We start from the raw sequence: 18168 nt of genomic DNA, 5'->3' as shown, positions 1-18168 counted from the left end.
TTGAGTGACGTTCGAGGCTTTTCACCTCTCGAGACGCGACTGAATCGCCGGCATTCGGCCTCGCTTCCGGCGTGTCTCCGAGGTGGTCCTTTCGCCGACTTTTGTGTGGGCCAGGCGTGGACGCCTACGCTGAAAAATGGCACCACCTCCTCTCCTCGGGAAGGAAGCTCGATCGCATGGGTACGACGAAGGGCTGGGGCGCCCAAGGCATGTGCGAGATGAGCGGCTCGAACGCGATCGGAGCCGACTCCGCCGAGGGCCCGTCCGACGAAGCGGCCCTCTCTGGCGTTCACTCCGAGCGCGTTCACTCCGAGCGCGTTCGCTTCGAGCGCGAGACGACGCCCGCGCCTGCCAATCCTGACCTCGATGCCTGGGGTGATCCGATTCCCGACGTGCGCCCCACGCGCGTCCCGGATTTCGACGTCGACGCCTTCGCTCGTGGCGCGCTCCTCCCACCTGACATGCCTCGGTTGCCCGTCGACGTGACCGTTCCGCTGCGGACCGCAGCTGCGCCACCGGCCGATCTGGCTCTTCGCCTGGCGTTCGTGCTTCTCCATGTCGACGGTCGCTCGACGATTCGTTCGATCGCCGATTCGGTGGCGTTGCCCGTCGAGGAGACGCTCGACATGTTCGTCGAGCTCATTGGCCGAGGCCTCGTCGAGCTCGGTCCGACGGAGAGCTCGACGGGCATCCCGCACTCCGGGGATTACCGGAGGCGCTGAATCAAGCGGCTGCGCGACGCGCGGACTGGCCGAGGCTCTCGGCGAGGTTGAGAATGCGCTCGGCGGCGCGAACCGGGACGAGCGACCTCGCGCGCGCGCCCATCCACCCAAGCAGGCGCTCATCGGCAAGGCGCCTCACGACCGCGCCCACGGCGTCGGCCTCGGCCGAGATCCCCGCACCGCCCTCGACGACGAACGCTTCGTTGAGCTTTTCGTTGCCGGGCACCGCCGAGGCGATGACCATCGCGCGTCCGGCCGTGAGCGTCTCGGTCACGGTGAGGCCGCCCGCCTTGCCGACGACCACGTCGGCTACCGCAACGCGCGCCGCCATGTCCTTCTCGAAGCCGAGAACGCGCGCCGAAACACCGCATTCTTCGGCCTCTCGCGCGATCTGGCCAGCGAGCTTGTGTGCGGCCCCGCAGACGACCGTGAGCTCCACGTTCGGAACGCCCGCGAACGATCGGACGATCTTCCGAAGGGGGCCGACACCGAAGCCGCCGCTCGTGACGAGGACGCGCACCCGCCCGTCCGCGTCGCCCGCCGAGGGAATGCGTTCGAACGCGCGGCGGACTGGGATGCCCGTGACCACGATGCGCTCGCCCGGGACGTGTTCGGCAAGCTCGGCCTTGGCGACCTCGGAGGGGACCGACCAGGCATCCACCCCGCGCTCCGCCCAGCAGGCATGCGCCGTGTAGTCGGTGACGACGCCGACGACGGGCGCATCGAGGAGCCCCTTGCGGCGCGCGCGTCCGAGGACGACGAGAGGAAGATGGTGCGTGGCGACGATCGCCCGCGGGGCGAGGCTCGTCACGTGGTCAGCGAGCGCGCCGAAGAGCAGATTGTCGATGCCGAGGCGGAGCGGTTCGAACGTGCCGTCACGGCGGTTTGCGGCGAAGTACAGCTGTCCGTAGAACTCGGGCGCTGCGTTCTGTCCGGTGAGATGCGCGCGCACGTAGGCGTCGCCGGCCCACTTCGGTGCATGCTCGAACGCATCGATGATCGTGACGCGCAGACCGCGCGCCGTTGCAGCTTCCGCCACCGCGAGGGCCGCCGCCTTGTGGCCGCCGCCTACCGGACTGTGGACCACCACCAGATCGGTCGTCGCCATGCGTCCTCCTCCGCGCTCGTTGCCCCGCCGGCGCTGGATTCGAACGTTCGAAGGAGCAAGCGACGGACCGCGCGCGAGCCGGTGACAAGTACGCGAATTGAGTGGTTCAACCACTCAACCAGTGCGAAGCGTACGCACCGAACCCGCCTTCGACCCGCGAAGGGCGGTATCCAGCGAGGTCAGCCGAAGAAGTCGCGGAGCTTATCCATGAACCCGCGGCGCTGCGGGGACACGTCTTCGCCGAGCTCCTTGGCGAGCTCCTCGAGCAACTCCCGCTGGCGGGGGGTGAGCGACGTGGGGACTTCCACGGTCACCTCGATCCGCTGATCGCCCCGACCGATGCCGGCGCGCTTGGGCATGCCCTTGTTCTTGATGCGGAGGGTGGTGCCCGGCTGGGTTCCGGCGGGAACCCGCAGCTTGCCGCGGCCGTCGAGGGTGGGGACCTCCACCTCCGCGCCGAGGGCGGCCTGCGTAAAGGTGACCGGTACGGTGCAAAGGACGTCGTCGCCAGCGCGCCGGAAGAAGGGGTGCGCAGCGACCTGAATCTCGAGCTCGAGATCGCCGGCCGGCTTGTCGGGCCTCGGACGGTTGCCCGCCCCGCTCACCACGCGCGTCGCACCGTGTTCGACCCCCGGGGGGATCGTCACTTCGATGGTGTTCGCGCTCTTCATGAGGCCGCTGCCCCGGCAGCTCGAGCAGGGGTGGGTGACGACGGACCCCTTGCCCTTGCAGCGCTGGCAGACGCGCTCGACCGCGATCGGCAGGATGCCCTGCTGGAAGCGGACTCGACCTCGACCGTTGCAAGCGTCGCAGGTGTCGGCGGCGTATCCCGGCGCCGAGCCCGAACCTCGACAGTCCGTGCAGCCGACGATGCGGTCGTACGTCATCGTCTTGGTGACGCCGAACGCCGCCTCCTCGAAGGTGATCTCGAGCTCGCGCTTGAGGTCACCCTTGTCGCCGCGGCCGACCCCGAAAACCCCCAGCAAATCCCCGAGAATGCCGTCGATTGCGATTTCGCTGAAGTCGACGACGCCGCCGGCGAACGGCCCGCCGCTCGAGAAGGGCGAACCAGGCTCTTCTGCGCGGTGACCGAACCGGTCGTACATCGAACGGCGTTGCGGGTCGGCCAGAACCTGGTAAGCCGCGTTCAATTCTTTGAATCGAATCGCAGCCTTGGGGTCATCCGGGTTACGGTCGGGATGGTGAACGGCCGCCTGCTTTCGGAAGGCGACCTTGATCTCTTCCTGCGTCGCGGAGCGTGAAACTCCCAGCACTTCGTAGTGGTCGCGATGCGACATCAGCCCCATCAAGTAGCACGCGCCTGGCGCGGGTGGCAGAGGGCCTAACGCCCCCGCTCGCGTCATTCCGTGAACACTCACGGCTGGCCTCAAAACTCCACCCAAAAGACGTTCACGAGAGCCGCGACTGCCCGACGGCGGAGGCCGAACTTTCGGCCCTCCGAAACCACAGGTGCAGACGAAAGCCGCGGTTGACCTCGCGACCTCCGCCGCCTTTACTTAGCCCTCGCTATTGGACCGACGCATGAGCGACACCCAGGCCGCAGAGTACAGCCTACGCATCCTCTGGTCGGCGGCGCGCTGGGTCGAAGATAGACACGGGGCCGCAGCCCTCGAGACGATCGCGCAGGCCGCTGGCGTTCAGGCGACCGACTTCGACGGGTCGACGCGCTGGGTGGCACACGAGCAGTTCGAGAAGATTCTCGCGGGCGTACGCGAGCTCGCTGGAAGCGATGACGCGTTCTGCGAAGCGTGCGCGTATCGCTTCGAAGAGAGCTACGGCGCCCTCCGCTACATGCTCTGGGCTTTGTCGCCGCGGCAGCTGTACGAGGCGACCGTCAAGGTCTCGAAGCTCGTGACCACCGCGGGGCGCTTCGAGATTCTCCGATCCGAGCGCTCTGCCTTCCACGTCCGCTACCACAGCAAACACGCCGAATCGCGGCTGATGTGCCTGTCGCGGCAGGTCCAGTGGGTGGCGGGTCCCTCGATGTGGGCGCTCCCGCCCGCGCGCCTCGAGGAGCACGGGTGCATCGCGCACGGCGCGGAGTTCTGCGAGTACCGGCTTCGCTGGTTCGATGGTTGGCGCATCCTCCCCATGCTCATCGGCCTCGCCGTCGGTGTGGTCGTGGGCGGGATCGTCCAGACGGTGCAGGGCGGCATCTCGGCGTGGGTGGCGTTGCCGATTCTCGGCGCGGCGCTAGGTCACGTCTTCGAGCTGCGCCGCATGCACCGATTGAATATGAAACTCGGGAACGAGATGAACACCGTCCTCCGCGAGCTGGGCCAAGCGGAGGCCGAGACCCGTTCCGAAATCGTCGCTCTCCACCAGCGCCAGCGCGATTGGACGCGCCTCGTCGAGCAGCAGGTTGCCGAGCGCACCACCACCCTCGAGCGCGTCGTCGACGGTCTCGACAGCTTGCAGAAGTCGCGCGTCACGACGATCCGCGGCTTCTCGCACGACCTTCGCAACCCGCTCTTCGTCGTTCGCGGCAACACGCAGTTCTTGCGTGAGCGCGTGAAGGACGGCGAAGAGGGCGAGGCGCTCCGTGACATGGAAGTCGCCGCCGGACAGATCGAGGCGATGCTCACGAAGCTGATGGAGGTCGCAACCCAGGATCCTGGGTTCGTCCGCCTCGCTCCGAAGAACCTCGCCGTCGCGCCGCTCGCGGAGGTCTTCCGCCGCCGTCTCAAGGCGCTCGTTCACGGACGCGACATCAAGGTCAGCGTGTTCTGCACGCGTGAAGCTCCGGATGCGCTCGAGATCGATCATCTCGTCTTCGATCGCATCGTCGACAACATTCTGACGAACGCTGCAAAGTACACGCATCGTGGCAGCATCTTGCTCGAGCTGAGTGGCATGCCTGCTCCGGCTTTCGGAGACGGCCCGCCGTTCCTCACGCTCAAACTCTCCGACACCGGTCAGGGCATCCCTCCTGAAATGGTGGAGAGGATTTTCCGTCCGCGTGCGGCGGGAGAAGCCACGTCGCCTCAGAGTTACGGCATCGGGCTCTCGAGCGTCGTGCGCCTTCTCGCCCAGATCGGCGGTCGGCTCGACGTCATGTCGAAGCCGGGGGTGGGAACCACGTTCTGGGCGCACTTCCCGTGCAGGCCGCCGGACTTCAAGAAATCGCCGGGGGCGGGCGATGACAATCTCGAAAGCATCATCACACGCGTGGTGACCATTCGAAAGGCAGAGGGATCGTGACGATCTCACAGAGTCCGCCTCCCGGTTCCGTCCGTCCCGCTCCCGCCCCCCGAGTCATCGACGTCTTCCTCAAGTACCTGAAGGCCGAGGGGGTCAACGTCGTCTTCGGCATTCCGGGCGGTCTGCTCTATCCCTTCTTCGCGGTCATCGAGTCCGACCCGGACATGCAGCTCGTGATGACCAAGCACGAGCAGGGCGCCGCGTTCATGGCGGACGGTTACGCCCGCGCGGGTCGTCGCCTCTCGTGCTGCGCAGGTACTGCAGGCCCCGGCGCGACGAACCTACTTACCGGTGTCGCGTGCGCCTTTGCCGACGGCGTGCCGATGCTCGTCGTGACGGGACAGGCCGCGAGTCACGCACTCGGCAAGGGTGCGGCGCAGGAGACGTCACGCGAGGACATGGACATCGTCGCGATGTTCAGGCCGGTGACGAAGTACTCGGCCATGGTCATCTCGCCGGAGAGCATGGCGCAGCATCTTCGCCGTGCTCTGCGTCTCGCGCTGACCGGCCGTCCTGGTCCGGTGCACCTCAACGTTCCGGTCGATCTCTGGGAGAAGCCGCTGCACGAGGCGTGGTTCGACCCGAAGACGTACCGCCCCGACACGCGCACGTTCGACCGCGTCGCCGTCCAGCGCGCGGCGTCGCTGCTCATGAACGCGAAGCGACCGATCCTTTTCGCGGGAGCGGGCGTCGGAACCGCCGTCGCGGAAGAACATCTTCGCGCGCTCGCCGAGCTCTTGCCGGCTCGCGTTGCCACCACACCGCGCGGTAAGGGGCTCTTCCCCGAAGATCACCCGCTTTCGCTCGGTGTCCTCGGGTTCGCCGGGCACGCGGCCGCGCGCGAGACCATCCTCGGCCCCAACGTCGACTTGCTGATGACCATCGGCACGTCACTCAACGAGACGGCCACGCTCAACTGGGCACCGGCGCTTCGCAAGAACCGCACGTTCATCCAGCTCGACATCGACGCTGACCGCATTGGTCGAAACTACCCCGTCGATCTCGCGCTCGTCGGCGACGCGCAGACGATTCTCGTCGAGCTCGTCTACCACCTGCATCGCTCGATGCGCGAAGGCGGCACCATCGCCTCGCAGTGGGATACCGCGGCACCGGCCAAGCGCGTGTTCTCCGACGGCGAGCTGCGCGACTCGGACCGCGTTCCGCTCACGCCGCAGCGCTGGCGCAAGGACTTCGAAGAGGCCGTTCCGAACGACGCCACGGTGTTCTCGGACATCGGCGGCCACATGCTCTCGAACATCCACTACCTGACGATGAAGGATCGTCAGCGTTTCATGATCAACCTCGGCTTCGGCTCGATGGGGCATGGAACGGTGGCGCCGATCGGGGCGGCCCTCGCGCAGCCCCAGCACCCCACCATCGCCATCATCGGCGACGCGTGCTTCACGATGTGCGGCATGGATCTCGTGACCGCGGTCGAATACGAGATCCCGAAGCTCGTCTGGATCGTCGAGAACAACAACATGCACGGCATCACCTGGCACGCGAGCCGAGCGCTCGCGTCCGGTGCGCTCTCCTCGGTGCGCTACAAGCGACCGCTCGAGGTCGCGGCGATCGCGCGCGCGATGGGCCTTGCGGCATGGATCGTCGACGGCCCGAACCAGATGCAGAGCACGCTTCGCGACGCGCTCAAGGTGCGCGGGCCCTCGCTCATCGAAGTGCGTGTCGACCCCGCGGTTCCGCCGCCGATCGGCGATCGCGTGAAGTCGATTGCCGGCTTCGTGGACAAGTAATGAGTGACCGACAAGACGAGGCGAAGAGCAGCGGCCCGATCGAATCGCGAACGTGGCCGAAGGAGCTCACTGCGCACGCCGTAGACGATGGCTCGGCACGACGTCTCCATGGTTACGACGTCGAGCAGGATCTTGCGCGCTTCTATCGCTTCAGCGACGTTCTCTACCTTTCGCTCGCCGGTGACCTCCCGGACGACGTGCAGTCGCGCGCCTTCGAGGTCGCGCTGACGTTCGCGTCGGTCATGTCCGTGGGCTCGGCTCCCGTCCACGCGTCGGTGCTCGCGCGCCTTTGCGGCTGTCGTACCGGAGGCGTCGTCGCGGTCGGTGCGCTCACGATGGGCGAGCACGTCGATGCCTTGGTTCATGGCATCGGAGAGATCCTCGAGGGCACGGGCCCGCTGCCTGAGGAGCTCCGGGCGAAGACCAACGAGGAGCGCGCGTCGGTGGCTCGCCTCGCGGCCGCGACGGCCGGTCTTCCGATTCCCGCGCTCGGATGGGATCCGAGTCTCGATGTGGCCCTCGTCGCCGTGCTTCGCGCGGCGGGCCTCACCTCGGTCTTCCAGGTCGTCTCCGCGCTCACGCTCGGAAAGATGCCGTCGGCGCTCGCCGAAGCCCAGACGACGAAGCCCGCGGACTTCCTCTCGTACCCGATGGATACGCCGCACTTCGAGTACGTGCCCCCGGGGAAATGAAGAGAGTCGCCGAGCGGGTATTTTAGGAGCGAACGTGGACGAGATTCGAACTCACGTCGGGCGCGCCATCCACGGCGACTACGAGCATTTCGGCCTGCGGGTCTTCCGCGATCTGCTCGGGCACACGTCGTACTTGGGGCTCATCGCCTTCGCGATCTCCGGCCGGCGTCTCTCACGCGACGACGAGCAGCTGCTCGACGATCTGGCCGTCACCGCGCACGTGACCGAGCCGCGCGTGTGGCCCATCAAACTGACGCGCGTGGTGGCCTCGCTCGGCCGCACGATGCCGGCGTTCGTCAGCGGCGTCGTTGCGCTCGATAGCGACATCGTCGGAGGGCGTGTGGCCAACGAAGCCACGAGGGTCCTGACGGATCTCGCCAAGCACGTCGAGCAGCACGGCGAGACCGATGCCTCGATCGCGGATTTCGTGGTTTCGCGAAAGCGCCTCGTCGGGTTCGGGGTTCCGTTCCGCGAGACCGACGAGCGGCTCGACGCGCTTCGGGCCGTTCTCGAGAGACGCGGGCGAGCGCCCGGTAAGTACTGGACGCTTGCCGAGCGGTTCTGGCGCATCGTGAAGGAAAAGCGTGGCGTAGAAGCGAACATCATTGGCGGGACAGCTGCGGTCTGTCTCGACCTTGGATTCAACGAGCAGGAGGCGTCAGCCATGGCCGTGACGCTTCTGCAGCCGACGTTCCTCTCGAACGCGGTCGAAGGCGCGGCGCAGAAATCCGCGGTCCTCAGGCAATTGCCCGATGAGGCAATGCGCTATGCCGGTGCCGCACCGCGCAAGAGCCCACGCGCGCTCGCAGCCGAAGCGAGCGGCAAGGGCACTGGATCGGGCGTCTGACGCGCTCCAGACCGGGCGGTAAGTCTCGGTAAGTTACGGCTCGAGTGAGTCTCGTTTGGGGGGGCCCGGCTTTCATGCAGGGCCTCGCTATGCTACGTCCTGCTCCCTTCACGCATGGCAACTGCTTTCAATCGTCTTCCCGCCAGCGAGCAGCACGCGCTGTATTCCCGTATCGTCGCGCGCTGCAAGGCCGTGACGGGAGAGCCCGCTCCGGTCGTCGTCTTCGATCTCGACGGCACGCTCATGGACAACCGTCCGCGTACCGCGGCCATTCTCCAGGAGCTCGCGGGCGAGCTTGCGCGCGAGTCGCATACCGCGGCCGAGACGCTCGCAGCGACCCGCGCCGACGAGCTGGCTTATCTCCTCGTCGATTCGCTCCAGCGCCTGGGCCTCGAGCATCCCGAGATCATCACGCGCGCCGAGCTGTATTGGCGTGAGCGCTTCTTCTCGGATCACTACTTGAAGCATGACGTCGCGATCGCCGGTGCCGTGGATTTCGCGCGCGCTTGCTACGACGCTGGCGCCGTCCTCGTGTACTTCACGGGCCGCGATCTCCCGCTCATGGGCCTCGGTTCGTTCCAGAGCCTGCGTGATCTCGGCTTCCCGATCGGTGTCGTGGGCACCGAGCTCGTCTGCAAGCCGGACGCGAAGATCCCCGACGAGGCATTCAAGCGCGAAGAAGGTCCGCGCCTTCGTCGCGTCGGTCACGTCGTCGCCGCGTTCGACAACGAGCCGGGTAACTGCAACGCGTTCGTCGAAATCTGTCCGGAGGCGGACGTCGTCTTCGTGGACACGCAGCACTTGCCGGGCGCTCCGCCGCTCGACAAGCGTGTTCACATCGTTGGCGACTTCCGCATGAAGTGAGGGCCTCGAAGGCCTTTCTCCCCCTGGTCGCGTGCGGCGTTCTCCTCGCCGGCGCGACCCTCGGCGCGTGCCGTCCGTCGAGCTCCACGGAAGGGGCCCCGGACGCGACGGCGAGCCCTCAGGCGAGCGCCATGCCTGCGCCGCTCACTTCGAACGACACGCTTCGCACGTCGACGAGCGCGAGCCCGGTGACGCCGGAGGGCGGGCCTCCTCCCACGCCGCTTCGTGGGGATGCTCCGCTGCCTCCCGACACGCTCGCCCGCGACGTCACGGGCTACACGCTGTCGGCGCTTCTTCGGCCGGGCGAGCTCGTCGGCCCGCCACGCGCTCCGGAGGTCAATACCGCGGGCATCGAGGCGGCGCGCAAGAAGACCGAGCTTCGGTTGGGCATCGAGCTCGGCGTGTCGCGCATGCGCCTCTCGCTTCTCGGCCACGGGTTCGTGCTCCCGCCCGACTCCGAGCTCCGAGCACGCTCGGACCGCTACGGCCACGTGGTCGTCTGGGACAATGGGCAGGCCTATCGGCCCATCGGGCCCGGAGCGTTGCGCGCCCTGCTCGGCGAGCGCCGCTTGGACGTTGCGCCGATCACCTCCGCCGAAGTCGTCACGAAGGACGAAACCGGAAAACGCATCGGCATTCGCACGCGCAAGGTCGAAGTCACCACCCGCGCGGCGCGTTCGGTCTGGGAAATCGGGCGCCTCGCCGAGCTCGGAGACGGCGGCGTGCTGCTTTGCCGCTTCCTGCTCGATCTCATGAACGCACCGCCTGGCACGCAAGTCTGCGGGCTCGACGAGGTGCCCATGCGGGTCGAGCTCCGGTGGACCGGGCAGGGGAGCCTCGGCTTCGAGCTCACGGGCGTTCTGAAAAAGAACGATCTCTCGTCGTCCGGGCTGCTCGTCCCGCCCGCCAACGCGTCGTTCGCGGCCTCGCCTCTCGAGGCGAACGGCGTCGAACCGATGCTCTCCGCCCCCGAGCTTGCGGCATTGCGGACGGGGCCGGTCGACGTTCCGCCTCCGCCGGCCGGCGTGTCCGAAGGCTTGTCGGTACAGAACGCGACCGACGAGCTGCGTCTCGTGTTCGTCGACGGCGTGTCGGCCGCGTGGGTTGCGCCGGGTGCTCGCGCGCTCCTCAGCGGTCTTCAGCGCGGCCGTTACAACATCCAGCTGCGAACGTTCCTCGGCGATGCTTCGCAGACGACGATGGGCCAGGTCGTCCCCGGGGTGATCCAGGTCGGAACCCCGGCGGACGCCGGCACCAAGCCGATCAAGTAGGCCGGCTCAGTCGTAGTCTTCCTTCGTGAAGCGAATGTCGCCGACGCCGCCCTGCTCGGCGAGTGCCCGGAGCGTGAGGACGACGCCGGTGATCACGTCGAAGCGCGTGGTCGGCAGGTAGTACTCCTCCTCGTCGACCTCGGGCATCGCTTCGAGCCGCTCGGCGATGAGCTCGCGCGCGCCCGGTTCCAGCGTGAGATGGGCGTTCCAACCCTCTTCTTCCTGCATCGACAGGGCCTCGCGGGCCATGCCGATCGGGTTGAACGCGAGGTAGACGTTCGTGAAGTAGAGGCGGTACGACTCGTAGGAGCCTTCCGCGAACCACTCGCCGCCGAATTCCTGGCGCATCACCTCCCCGAGGTACGCGCCGATCGCGGGGGCGACGAGGTCGATGCTCTCCGGCCGCTCCTGAACGGCTGTTCGCGCATCCCGCACGTACTGGTCGAGGAGGCTCAGGGTATCGGGCGCCCCGTCGAGCGACACCTTGTACTTGCTGGCCACGAAGCGAATGGCGGCCGCGCACAGCTCGGCGATGGTGGGAGGGGGAGGCGGAAGAGGCTCGTTCACGGCCTCGATCACGCCTTCTTCGGGCGCATCGAGGTCATCGTCGTGATCGTGCTCGTGCGCCTCTCCGTCGCCTTTGGCGACGCCATTCACGTGTTGCACGCCGTTCATCTTGCCGTTGGACTTAGGAGGCTCGGCCATGGTCGGGGGCTTTCTAGCAGGGTTTTTGGCTTACCGGAGGCGGATACCCCTTCCGTCTCGGGCCGATGCCGCCTAGCCTGGTACGTCCATGCGGATCGGTGTTTTCAGCGACATCCATGCGAACCTCGAAGCCCTCTCGGCAGTGCTCGAGGCGTATCGGAAAGAGAACATCGACGTGTACCACTGCCTTGGTGACACGGTCGGCTACGGTGGCTCGCCCAACGAGTGTGCAGATCTCGTTCGCGAGATCGCCAAGGTAACCATCCTCGGCAACCACGACGCGGCCGTCTCCGGTCGCATGGACTACTCGTACTACTACGAGGCCGCGCGCCATGCGCTCGACGTCCACGCGGCGATGATCTCGCCGGAGAACATGTCGTGGCTGAAGTCGCTCCCGTACCAGCACAAGCTGGAAGAGCAGGACGTCCTGCTTTGCCACGGCTCGCCGGTTCGCCTCGAAGAGTTCGAGTACATCTTCGCGCCGGAGCAGGCTCGTGAGTGCCTCCCCCTCTGGGACAAGCTCGGGCACATCACGCTCATCGGTCACTCGCACCTCTGCAAGGTGTTCGCGCTGACGAAGACGAGCGTGGAAGAGATGCCCGCCGTCGACTTCGAGCTCGCGCCCGACAAGAAGTACATCGTGTCGGTCGGCTCGGTCGGTCAGCCCCGCGACTTCGACAACCGCGCCAGCTTCACTGTCTTCGACTCGGACAAGAAGCGCTTCGAGTTCAAGCGCATCGAGTACGACATCGAGCTCGCCGCCGACAAGGTCCTGCGCGCGCGCCTCGAGCGCAACTTCGCCCACCGTCTCTATATCGGCGTCTAACGGTTTCTGGTTTCGGCGTCTGACGACGCCTCTCCTTCGCCTCGAATCTCGGCTCTGAGCGGTGACATTCGCAATGACGGCGGATGTCTTCGGTCTGCTCTCGGTGCGGCACTCTTGGCGCGACACGCCCCAGTCCAGCACTCTTGGCGCGACACGCCTCAGTCCAGCACTCTTGGCGCGACACGCCTCAGTCCAGCACTCTTGGCGCGACACGCCTCAGTCAGCACTGGTCAGCGCGGGGCTCTCAATGCGGCACCGCTCAATGAGGGGCGGGGCCGAGCACCGGGTGAATCGGAGGCACGATACGCGCGCCGTGGCCGGCGGATTCGGCGACTGCGTCGCGGACGAACGTCGTGAGCGCGAAGTCGACCTTGTAGGCACGCGTGCCGGCGGCGGCCTTCCCACGGATGGAGAGAGCGACCTCTCCGCCCCTCGTGCGATCGGCGTGGGCGTTCGCGACCTCGAGCTCGCACGGTGACGGCGACGACGACGTTTTGCCCGTGCAAAGAATGGTGGCTTCGCCCGGGACCTCCAGCTCGAGTCGCTCGAGCACGGGTTTCGGGGGATCTTTCGAGCCAGGAGCGGCGGGCTCGAAGACGACGGCGAAGCCCAGGCGAGGCTTCTTGTTCGGGCTCGGAACGAAGCGCAGTGCCTCGCTCTCACCGAGCAATCCGAGCTCGACTCGCGCGCGGTCACGGTTCGTGACGACGACGCCTCCACGGGCGAAGTCGCTCGCAAGATCCACCTCGGGAGCGGGAGGGTCGGGCGTGCCGTCTTGGCCGTGGAAGATCAGTTTGGCGGCCACGTTCGGGAGCTTCGGCAGTCCTTCGAGGGGTGCGGCGAGGAGGGGGCGCCAGCGTGTGATCTCTCGCTTGCAGGAGGGCCGATCACTCGGAAGCAGCGAATCGCAGCGCGCCTCGTCACGGCTACTGAGCGCCTCGCACGTGGCGCGAGAGGCGGCGCTGGATTCGCCGGCGCAGAGCCGCGGATCTTTCCCCGCGACGGCGAGGCACGTGGAGCTTCGACCACGAACGGGGACGTTCTCGAAGAGAAGCGGGCACGTCTCGGGCGTCTGGGCGAGCATCGCGACCCAGCTCCGGCACTTGTTGCGGAGCGCGCTCGAGTCGATCTTGTCGCAGGGCTCGGTGCGCTTGTCCTTGGCGCCTTCGAGCATCCGGCACGCATCGCGCAGGAACGTGTCGTAGCCGATCGTCCGAAGAGCGTCGCCGACGAGCGGATCGAGCTTCGAGCGCTCGGCCACGCACGAATCGAGGTTTACGAAGCGATCGAGCTCCGTCTTGAGATCGCCCGCGGGCGGCGGAGGATCGGTTGATTCGAACCCGGCGTCGAGGCCGAGAGCGGCGGTGACGGCCGAGGCATTGGGCGGTGCTGCCGACGGCTCGGGCGCTGAGCCGGGATTCGAGCGGTCGTTGCACGCCGAAGCGCTCGCGAGCAGTACGAACGAAACGACGAACGCCGAGCGTCGCACGTCAGGCCTTCTTCCGGACGAGAGGACCGAACGCGTTGCGGAAGCGGTCACTCCACGAGCAAGGCTTGTTGGTCGTCGGATCGAGGCGCACGAGGCGCGTCGTTCCTTCGGCGTGGACGACGTCGCCATGCATCGACTTCACCCTGGCCGAGAGGATCGCGCTCGACGTGCCGAGGTGAACCGGTTCGATCTCGACGGTGAGCTCTCCTTCACCACGGACCGGCGCGAGGTAACGAATCTGGTGCTCGGCGACGACGTGATACTTGTCCGGGTTCGTCGCGAGGTCGTCTTCCCAGCGGAAGCCAAGCGCGTTGAACAACTCCCCGCGGGCTCGCTCGCTGAAGAGCAAGTACCGGACGTTGTGCAGGATGTTCAGGGCGTCGAGATCGTCGAAGTAGACGTGCTGAATCGACCGGAACGGCATCCCGAGGGGCATGCGGCGGGCTTACCACGTCCTGAAACCGGGTCCCCCTGCCTTGACAGCGCGGCCGGGCGGGGTAGTAACGCATCCATGAGTCACCACGGCCGACTTTGGCAGGGGATGGGAGTCGTGACCGGCGTTCTCGCGCTTTCGCTGTTCGGCTGCGCGGAGACTTCGTCCGAGGACGAGGTCGTGGCGATGAGCGGGGAATCGGCCCTCGGCGAAGCGGGCACCATCACGTTTTCGGCCAACGGCGACGTTCGCGTGCAGGGAACGCTCGAGCGCGGCAAAACGGCGCGCGTCGCCTACGACGCCGACCGGCTCACCACCTGCCGCGGGGAGCAGGGCGGTCTGCCTGCGTGGACGATCTCCGGCTACTACCGCATCGCGGGCGGCGTGATTCGCTCGTTCGAGGCGGGCGGCCTGTCGCCTTCACACGGCACCGACAAGCCGGTGCTCACGCTCGACTCGGCGGGCGATCTCGAAGTGTGGTTCCAGAACACGAGCCGTTGGGGCTGCAACGCCTACGACTCCGATTTCGGCCGCAACTTCCACTTCTCGGTGAATCCCGCCGCGAGCGATCCGGGTTGGATCGGCAACCTCCGCGCGGTCGTCTCCCGCATGACGTGCGACGGAGGGAAGGCCTGCGAGAGCGACATGGACGAGCCCGAGAACGGCGAAGTTCGCTACGACACGTGGGCTCGCCAGCGGGCGGCGATCCGCAGCGTATTCTTCGAGGTCTGGAAGGACGGCGTCACCAACTGGGACAACTCCGATCTCTGGCAGCAGCTCGACGTCCAGCTGCATTCGCGCGCATCCGCATCCGCCGAGTTCCAAACGAGCTACGTGTCGTTCGACCGTCGCGTCGGCAACAACGCGCGCTACGAGATCCCGCTGCGCCCGCTCGATCCGATCCCGGGCAACTTCACCGTCCAGAAGGCCGCCGACTGCCCGAACGTCGATCTCGGCATCGCCGCGGACGGCAACGGCGCGCACGTCGAGACGGTGCTCGAGTACTACGTCACCGTGAACGGTGTGGAGTTCCGGCCTGCGGGCGGCGGTACCTTCCGCGTGCGCTTCCAGAACTACGCCGATCTCTACGCGGTCTGCCTCCCGCACTGAGCGCGCGTCGTCGCCCCGTTCTCACGCGCTCAGCGGAACGAGCAGCGGATCTCGTGCGTCGTGATGGCGATGATGTCGCCGTCCGAGAGAGAGTGGCGCGAGATTCGTTCGCCGGACACTTGCACGCCGTTCGTCGAACCGAGATCGACGAGGACGTACTGCGAGCCGATGCGCTCGATGGCGGCGTGCTCACGCGATACGTTCGCGTCCGCGAGGCGAAGATCGGCACTCGCCTTCGAACGACCGAGCACGAAGCGCTCCTTGTCGACCTCGAACATCTGTCCGTCGTAGGTCAGCACGAGGCGCGGAGTACGCTGCGCCATACGCTGCGCAGGCGGCGCCATCGGTGCAGGACTGGGGCGGCCCATCGGCATCGGCATTCCCATGGGCGGCATCGGTGCCGTACGGGGCGGAGGCGTGGGCAGGCGACGACTCGGCGGCGGAAGCGGTGCACCACTCATGCCACCCATGCCGCCCATGCTTCCCATGGGCGAGACCTGCGGCATCGGGTACGGCTTGCGGTTCGGTGGTGCATGGCTCGGCTGGAGCGGCTGCCCCGGCTCGTCCTGCAGGTGTCCGCGCATCTTGGCGTAGGCGACCATCGCTTCTTCGAGCAGGTCGTCCATCGAAACGCCTTGCTTGTGCGACGCTTCCTCGAAGGTTTCCCAGAACTGTTCGCGGCACTGGAACGTGCGAGGTCTGCGGGGGCCTTTCATGGTCGTCGACGAACCATCCTAGTGACTTGATGCACGCGGTCCAAGGTGGTGCAAAATTAGCCACGTGAGGAACGGTGCTATTCGGCCCTTTGCGCTTGCCATCATCCCCATTCTCCTGCCGGTTCTCGTCGCTGCGGGCGGGGGTTGCTCGTCGTCGGACGGCCTTCCGGCGGACTTCCCCGACCCCGACGTGACGGGGCGAGACGTGAATCCGGACGGCGTGCCGTACCCGACGGACCACATCGGCAAGACCGACCGCTCAGGCTCCCGGCCCGGTGATCGCATCCCGAACTTCACGTTCCAGGGCTATCCGGACGGCGATCGCACGGCCGGGCTCAAGACCATCTCGCTCGCCGACTACTTCGACCCCGAACAGAAGCGGCACAAGATGCTCCACATCCAGGGCGCCGCCACGTGGTGCTCGATCTGCGCGTCGGAGTGCGAAGCGACCGCGTCGGTGAAAGAGGCGATGGCGGGCGAGGGCGTCGTCTACCTGGAGGTGATCGTCAACGGCCCCGCCAGCGGGCGAGGCCCCAGCCTCGACGAGGTCGATGGCTGGATGACGCGCAACAAGTCGAACCTCCCCACGGCCATCGACGTCCGCGCGCGACGCATGTCGACCATCGGCGTCGACGGCACCGTCATGCCTTGGGACATCCTCGTCGACACGCGAACGATGGAGATTCTGGATTCGTCGGGGGGCGCCCCGGCGGACGTCGTCCACTACGACCGCGATGGCCTGAACTGGATCGCGACCCACCCGCCCGCGTACTGAGTACTGAATTTTCCGCGGCCCAACGAAAGTCGCCGGCCCGCCCCCGCTCCAAGTTCGCGTCCTGATTCGCGCTTTTGGGAGCTTCCGGGAAAACGAGCGCACATGTTGACACTGAACAGAACAGCAGTATAGGTTCTCAGTACTGAACAAGCTGACCGTAGCGCCCACGCCGCGTTCCGCCTACGCGAGTTCATATTGAGTCGAAGGTTTGGGGCCCCTGAGCCCAGACCCTCTCAACTCGAAGGTCCGGGACATCCGGGATATCTGATCTGTCATCTCCGGCCCCCGGACCTTCGAGTCTCCTGCACAGCCTGCTGCCTCAAACGACCCGCACGACCCGCACCCGCAAGACCGTCCCTAGCCGCCTGCTTTCCCGCCTAGCCGCGATCGAAGGAGCCTCTCATGGAAGACAAGAACCGCCAGAAAGCCATCGAACTTGCCCTCGCTTCGATCGAGAAGGAGTACGGCAAGGGCTCCATCATGCGCCTCAAGGACGGCGCATCTCTCGCGGACGACGTTCAGGTCGTGCCCTCGGGCTCGATCGGCCTCGACATCGCGCTCGGCATCGGCGGTTACCCGAAGGGACGCATCATCGAGATCTACGGCCCTGAATCGAGCGGCAAGACCACGCTCACCCTGCACGCGATCGCGCAGGTGCAGAAGGCCGGCGGCGTGGCTGCGTTCATCGACGCCGAGCACGCGCTCGATCCCGCCTACGCCCGCAAGCTCGGTGTGAAGACGGACGAGATGCTCGTCTCGCAGCCGGACTACGGTGAGCAGGCCCTCGAGATCGCCGACATGCTCGTTCGCTCGAACGCGGTCGACATCGTCGTCGTCGACTCGGTCGCAGCGCTCGTTCCGAAGGCTGAAATCGAAGGCGATATGGGCGACAGCCACGTCGGCCTCCAGGCGCGCCTCATGAGCCAGGCGCTGCGCAAGCTCACGGGCACCGTCGCCCGTTCGAACTGCCTGCTCGTCTTCATCAACCAGATCCGCATGAAGATCGGCGTCATGTTCGGCTCCCCCGAGACGACGACGGGCGGTAACGCGCTCAAGTTCTACGCCTCGGTGCGTCTCGACATCCGGCGCATTGGCCAGATCAAGGAAGCCGCGGCGAGCGACAAGAAGGACCCGGTCGCCATCGGTAACCGCACCCGCGTGAAGGTCGTGAAGAACAAGATGGCCCCGCCGTTCCGCGAGGTCGAGTTCGACATCCTCTACGGTCAGGGCATCAGCCGCGCGGGCGACATCATCGACCTCGCCACCGAGCTCGGCATCGTCGAGAAGAGCGGTGCGTGGTTCTCGTACGGCAGCGAGCGCATCGGTCAGGGGCGCGAGAACGCCAAGACCTACCTCGAGCAGCATCCCCAGCTGATGGAGAAGCTCGAAGGGATGATCCTCTCCAAGCACAACATCAAGCGCGCGAACGGAGCAGCGCCGGTCGAGGAAGCGCCCGCGCCCGTTTCGGTCAAGGGCGCCAAGGGTGAGGCCAAGGAGAGCGCAAAGGAGAGCGCAAAGGAGACGGCGCCGGACGGCAAGCCTGTCGTGCGCATTCCGCCCAAGAATGGGGCCCCGTCGAAGGACGACGAGCCCAAGCGTCCGGGCAAGCCCGCGAACTGACGTGGACTTCGGAAGAG

The 18168-nt window shown here is 66.6% G+C and carries 17 protein-coding genes; 11 read left to right on the top strand and 6 right to left on the bottom strand.

The genetic code is table 11. From position 1 onward, the window contains the following. Positions 1-176 precede the first annotated feature (176 nt). The gene (locus tag AKJ09_RS11820) at positions 177-722 is read left to right on the top strand and encodes a hypothetical protein (RefSeq protein ID WP_146647300.1); all 546 of its coding nucleotides are present in this window, start codon (positions 177-179) and stop codon (positions 720-722) included. A 1-nt stretch (position 723) separates the two neighbouring features. Here the strand turns inward: AKJ09_RS11820 and AKJ09_RS11815 are convergent, their stop codons facing one another. Continuing rightward, positions 724-1830 carry an MGDG synthase family glycosyltransferase gene (locus AKJ09_RS11815; protein ID WP_146647299.1) on the bottom strand — a complete coding sequence of 369 codons (1107 nt, stop codon included), beginning with the start codon at positions 1828-1830 and terminating at the stop codon, positions 724-726. Positions 1831-2009: 179 nt separating this feature from the next. Then, entirely contained in the window at positions 2010-3128 is a 1119-nt protein-coding gene (dnaJ, locus tag AKJ09_RS11810) for a molecular chaperone DnaJ (protein WP_146647298.1), read from the bottom strand. A 244-nt stretch (positions 3129-3372) separates the two neighbouring features. On the opposite strand from dnaJ, the gene AKJ09_RS11805 reads away from it, so the two are divergent. The 6 genes from AKJ09_RS11805 to AKJ09_RS11780 all read left to right on the top strand — a co-directional run bounded on the left by AKJ09_RS11805 (position 3373) and on the right by AKJ09_RS11780 (position 10477). Continuing rightward, the gene (locus tag AKJ09_RS11805; RefSeq protein WP_146647297.1) at positions 3373-5052 is read left to right on the top strand and encodes a sensor histidine kinase; all 1680 of its coding nucleotides are present in this window, start codon (positions 3373-3375) and stop codon (positions 5050-5052) included. Beyond that, positions 5049-6803 carry a thiamine pyrophosphate-binding protein gene (locus tag AKJ09_RS11800; protein WP_146647296.1) on the top strand — a complete coding sequence of 585 codons (1755 nt, stop codon included), beginning with the start codon at positions 5049-5051 and terminating at the stop codon, positions 6801-6803. The genes AKJ09_RS11805 and AKJ09_RS11800 overlap by 4 nt, the downstream gene beginning before the upstream one ends. After that, positions 6803-7495: a citrate synthase family protein gene (locus AKJ09_RS11795; RefSeq protein ID WP_146647295.1), complete on the top strand. Its 693-nt coding sequence runs from the start codon at positions 6803-6805 to the stop codon at positions 7493-7495. The genes AKJ09_RS11800 and AKJ09_RS11795 overlap by 1 nt, the downstream gene beginning before the upstream one ends. Before the next feature lie 34 nt (positions 7496-7529). Further along, entirely contained in the window at positions 7530-8342 is an 813-nt protein-coding gene (locus tag AKJ09_RS11790; RefSeq protein ID WP_146647294.1) for a citrate synthase family protein, read from the top strand. A gap of 114 nt (positions 8343-8456) precedes the next feature. After that, positions 8457-9206, top strand: a complete 750-nt coding sequence (locus tag AKJ09_RS11785) for an HAD family hydrolase (protein ID WP_146647293.1) — start codon at positions 8457-8459, stop codon at positions 9204-9206. Continuing rightward, the gene (locus AKJ09_RS11780; protein ID WP_146647292.1) at positions 9203-10477 is read left to right on the top strand and encodes a hypothetical protein; all 1275 of its coding nucleotides are present in this window, start codon (positions 9203-9205) and stop codon (positions 10475-10477) included. Before AKJ09_RS11785 ends, AKJ09_RS11780 begins: the two co-directional genes overlap by 4 nt. 6 nt (positions 10478-10483) lie before the next feature. Here the strand turns inward: AKJ09_RS11780 and AKJ09_RS11775 are convergent, their stop codons facing one another. Further along, the gene (locus AKJ09_RS11775) at positions 10484-11182 is read right to left on the bottom strand and encodes a hypothetical protein (protein WP_146647291.1); all 699 of its coding nucleotides are present in this window, start codon (positions 11180-11182) and stop codon (positions 10484-10486) included. An 88-nt stretch (positions 11183-11270) separates the two neighbouring features. Between AKJ09_RS11775 and AKJ09_RS11770 the strand changes: the two genes are divergently transcribed. Beyond that, positions 11271-12008 carry a metallophosphoesterase family protein gene (locus AKJ09_RS11770; protein ID WP_146647290.1) on the top strand — a complete coding sequence of 246 codons (738 nt, stop codon included), beginning with the start codon at positions 11271-11273 and terminating at the stop codon, positions 12006-12008. Between the two features lie 259 nt (positions 12009-12267). Here the strand turns inward: AKJ09_RS11770 and AKJ09_RS11765 are convergent, their stop codons facing one another. Both AKJ09_RS11765 and AKJ09_RS11760 read right to left on the bottom strand, forming a co-directional pair. Further along, positions 12268-13497, bottom strand: a complete 1230-nt coding sequence (locus AKJ09_RS11765; RefSeq protein WP_146647289.1) for a hypothetical protein — start codon at positions 13495-13497, stop codon at positions 12268-12270. Between the two features lies 1 nt (position 13498). Further along, positions 13499-13933, bottom strand: coding sequence for an acyl-CoA thioesterase (locus tag AKJ09_RS11760; protein WP_146647288.1), 435 nt, complete (start codon positions 13931-13933; stop codon positions 13499-13501). Between the two features lie 75 nt (positions 13934-14008). On the opposite strand from AKJ09_RS11760, the gene AKJ09_RS11755 reads away from it, so the two are divergent. Further along, entirely contained in the window at positions 14009-15040 is a 1032-nt protein-coding gene (locus AKJ09_RS11755) for a DUF6209 family protein (protein WP_146647287.1), read from the top strand. Positions 15041-15069: 29 nt separating this feature from the next. On the opposite strand, the gene AKJ09_RS11750 is transcribed toward AKJ09_RS11755, so the two are convergent. Continuing rightward, entirely contained in the window at positions 15070-15756 is a 687-nt protein-coding gene (locus AKJ09_RS11750; protein ID WP_146647286.1) for an FHA domain-containing protein, read from the bottom strand. Between the two features lie 64 nt (positions 15757-15820). Here AKJ09_RS11750 and AKJ09_RS11745 point away from each other — a divergent pair, with 64 nt between their 5' ends. Both AKJ09_RS11745 and recA read left to right on the top strand, forming a co-directional pair. Next, positions 15821-16531 (top strand): redoxin domain-containing protein, encoded by a 711-nt coding sequence (locus AKJ09_RS11745; protein ID WP_169927464.1) that lies wholly within the window; start codon positions 15821-15823, stop codon positions 16529-16531. Between the two features lie 402 nt (positions 16532-16933). Then, entirely contained in the window at positions 16934-18151 is a 1218-nt protein-coding gene (recA, locus tag AKJ09_RS11740; RefSeq protein WP_146647284.1) for a recombinase RecA, read from the top strand. The last annotated feature ends 17 nt before the right edge of the window (positions 18152-18168 follow it).

Origin of the sequence: Labilithrix luteola, assembly GCF_001263205.1 — a bacterium.
Classification (GTDB): domain Bacteria; phylum Myxococcota_A; class Polyangia; order Polyangiales; family Polyangiaceae; genus Labilithrix; species Labilithrix luteola.
This window is presented reverse-complemented; position numbering and strand designations above follow the sequence as displayed.